The 2,963-nt window shown below is 70.0% G+C and carries 3 protein-coding genes and 1 pseudogene; 2 read left to right on the forward strand and 2 right to left on the reverse strand.

The window, feature by feature from the left end; genetic code table 11:
- On the forward strand, positions 1 to 193 hold a 193-nt coding region (locus tag AC5IJH_RS18280; RefSeq protein ID WP_491904258.1), incomplete at its 5' end, for a hypothetical protein.
- A gap of 139 nt (positions 194 to 332) precedes the next feature.
- A complete protein-coding gene (locus AC5IJH_RS18285) occupies positions 333 to 1,733 on the forward strand; it encodes a flavin monoamine oxidase family protein (RefSeq protein ID WP_491904259.1) in 1,401 nt (466 codons plus the stop codon).
- A 64-nt stretch (positions 1,734 to 1,797) separates the two neighbouring features.
- On the opposite strand, the gene AC5IJH_RS18290 is transcribed toward AC5IJH_RS18285, so the two are convergent.
- Together AC5IJH_RS18290 and AC5IJH_RS18295 are read right to left on the reverse strand one after the other, a co-directional pair.
- On the reverse strand, positions 1,798 to 2,727 hold the full coding sequence (locus AC5IJH_RS18290) for a hypothetical protein (protein WP_491904260.1): 930 nt from the start codon (positions 2,725 to 2,727) through the stop codon (positions 1,798 to 1,800).
- A pseudogene (locus tag AC5IJH_RS18295) lies at positions 2,724 to 2,963 on the reverse strand (hypothetical protein); the annotation flags it as partial. The gene AC5IJH_RS18290 and the pseudogene AC5IJH_RS18295, both read right to left, overlap by 4 nt.

The raw sequence follows: 2,963 nt of genomic DNA on the forward strand, positions 1-2,963 counted from the left end.
CGACGTGATCCTGCCGGCAGAAAACCGGCAGAACGTGGAGGAGGACCTGACGCCTGACCAGATCGATGGCGTGCGGATCCACTACGCGAACACGATCGAAGATGTGCTCGCCGTCGCGCTGCCGAAGTCGCGGCGCGAAGCCGAGCACGACGATGAAGTGCGCGAGCAGGTGATTGAACACGCGAACGCCTGATCGTGCGTGGAGGGAACTGGAGAGCCCCACCGGAAACGGTGGGGCTTTTTTGTTTTGCGATCGGCCCGCAAACCTTTCGCTCTGCTCAGGACGATGTGTGCTGCGGGAAGCGGGCGCTGGTAATCGAAGGCTCGACAGCATGGTGTCATGCAGAGGAGCGCGAGCGGCGACGATTCAGCAGTGCCGGTATCTGCAATGCCGATATCTGCGGTTCCTGCATCCATTGCGAAGAGAGCTGAGCGACGACGAGGTGCGGGTGGCACGGGATACGGATGTGGTGGTGATTGGGGCGGGCGTCGCGGGGCTTGCTGCGGCGGGTGAGCTGGCGCGCGCAGGCAAGCGGGTGGTGGTTCTCGAGGCGCGGGCGCGGCTGGGTGGCCGCATCGAGACGCAAGATATCGAGGGCGCCGATGGACCGGTGGAGCTGGGCGCGGAGTTCGTCCACGGGCGCGCGAAGGAGTTGTGGGGCTGCGTGGAAGCAGCGCAGTCCAAGCTCGAAGAGGTGGATGGCGAGGTGGCCTGCTTCGAGCGTGGAGCGCTGGGCGAGTGTGGCGGGCCGGAGTCGACGGGCTTGATGGAAGAGTTGGCCGCGTTCGCAGAGCGCGAGGGCGACATGAGCTTCGCCGAGTTCCTGCGGCGTCGCCAGCCGGATGCAAACGAGGCCGACCAGGCGCGGGCCTACGTCGAGGGTTTCAACGGTGCGGATGCGGAGCGCATCGGCATCGCCGCCCTGGCTCGCCAGCAAACAGCCGAAGATGCGATCGAGGGCGATCGGGCGTGGCGGCCGGACGAGGGCTATGACGTGCTGCCGCTGTTCCTGGGCGAGCGCGCTACGGAGGCCGGTGCCGACCTGGTGCTGCGGGCGCCGGTGCAGTCAATCGAGTGGCGGCCGGGCGAGGTGATTGTCCTCACCGAGTCTGCTGCGATGCCGGAGGTGCGGGCGAGGCAGGCGGTGGTGACGCTGCCGCTTGGAGTGCTGCAGGCGCGGGCCGTCCAGTTCGCGCCTGAGCCGGCGACGATTTTGTCCGCCGCGGACCAGATGGCGGCGGGGGCGGCGCAGCGGCTGGTGCTGGTCTTCCAGACAGCGTTCTGGCGGACGCGCTTCCCGAACCTGAGCTTTCTGTTCTCGCGCGAACTGAAGCCGCGCGTGTGGTGGACACAGTCGCCGCGCCACTCACCCGTGCTGACGGCGTGGTTTGGTGGCCCGAATGCCGAGGCAGCGCAGGCGATGGAGCCGGGCGAACTCGTGGCGAGAACGCTGCGCGCGCTCGAGTCGGCGTTTTCGCTTGCGGCAGGAGCGCTCGACGATGAGCTGCGCTCCTGGCACATGCACAACTGGATCGCCGATCCGTACACGCGCGGTGCTTACAGCTATGCGCCGGTGGGCGCGGCGGATGCGTCGGCACGCATGGCAGAGCCGGTTGAGCGCACGCTGTTCTTTGCCGGCGAGCACACGGACACGACCGGTCACTGGGGCACGGTGCATGGCGCGCTCGGGTCGGGTATACGGGCCGCCCGTCAGGTTCTGAGCGGCTCGTAACCGCTGAGGGCACGACCTGCGATTCCATCCGCGCTCGACGATCGGAGTTGCTTGACCGATCGGGTTAGGGGTGCGGAAGGTGTTGGGGCTCGGCATGTGACTGCGGGGCGGGCTGCGGTCGCGGTGCTTCCATCTGCGGCCGTGGCGGCTGAACCTGCGGCTGCTGCATGCGCGGCTGCTGAACCTGCGGCTGCTGTATCTGGGGCCTCGGCTGCTCGACCTGGGGCCGCGGCTGCGGTCGCGGCACTTCTATTTGCGGCCGGGGTTCGGGCCGGGGTGGCTGGATCTGCGGGCGGGGCTGTTCGATCGGTGGCCTTGGCTGTTCGGGCTGCGGTCGCGGTGCAGGCGCAATGATGCGGGGCTGCGGTGCGGGTTCGGCAACGCGCGGCTGAGGTGTGGGCGCCACGGAATGCGTGGGCCCGGGCAGGCGCTCCGGCGGGGGTGTGCGCTCGGGTGCGGGGCGCGTCACCGGCTGGGGCGACGACGGCTGCACCGTGCGCACGGGGGCGTGCTCTACCGGGGCTGGATGGGCAATCGGTGCAGGGCTGCTCGGCTGGACCCCGGTTGGCCTGGCCGGACGGACGACAGGCGCGGGGCTGGTCGTGTGAGCGCCAGTCGCAGGACCGACGGGACGAGTGACAGAGACCGGCGCGGCTGGGCGCGGACTCGTCACGGGCGCTACCGGGCGCACGCCGCTGACAGGGGCGGGCGTGACGCCTGATCCGGCCATATGGCCGGGCATGGCGACGGGGCCGTGACCTGGCTCCATGCCGCTCACATGCTGCGGCAGGGGCGTCGCATGCTGCGGCAGGGGCGTGACTGGCTGCGGCGCGGCACCTACATGCGGTGCGAGGGGGGTGCCCGCGGGTGCTCCAACGCGGTCGGTGGGGCGCTCGCCGGGACGCTCGACGGGGCGGGCGACAGGCACGGGTGCAGGATGCATCGCCAGCGGGGGGGTGGGCCGGGTGGCGCCGTTGACGCCCGGGTTGATCACAGCTGGCGCGCCTGCAGGTGCTGAACAGCAATCGGTCGGGTCGCGACCGCCACGGGCGGGTGGCCCTGGGTTGGAAGGTCCGCGGTTACTGAGCAGGCGGTTGTTGCGTCGCTGTTCGGATCATTGCGCGACGCTGGGCTGGGCAGAGGCGGACGTGGCGGTCTCCCGGCATCGGCTGCGAACTCGCTCGGGGTGGGCCGGACGGAGAGGCCGCCGCGACCACCGTTGTAGCTGAC

This window comes from Candidatus Dedyshia acidiphila (genome assembly GCF_051025295.1).
Taxonomy (GTDB): domain Bacteria; phylum Acidobacteriota; class Terriglobia; order Terriglobales; family Acidobacteriaceae; genus KBS-83.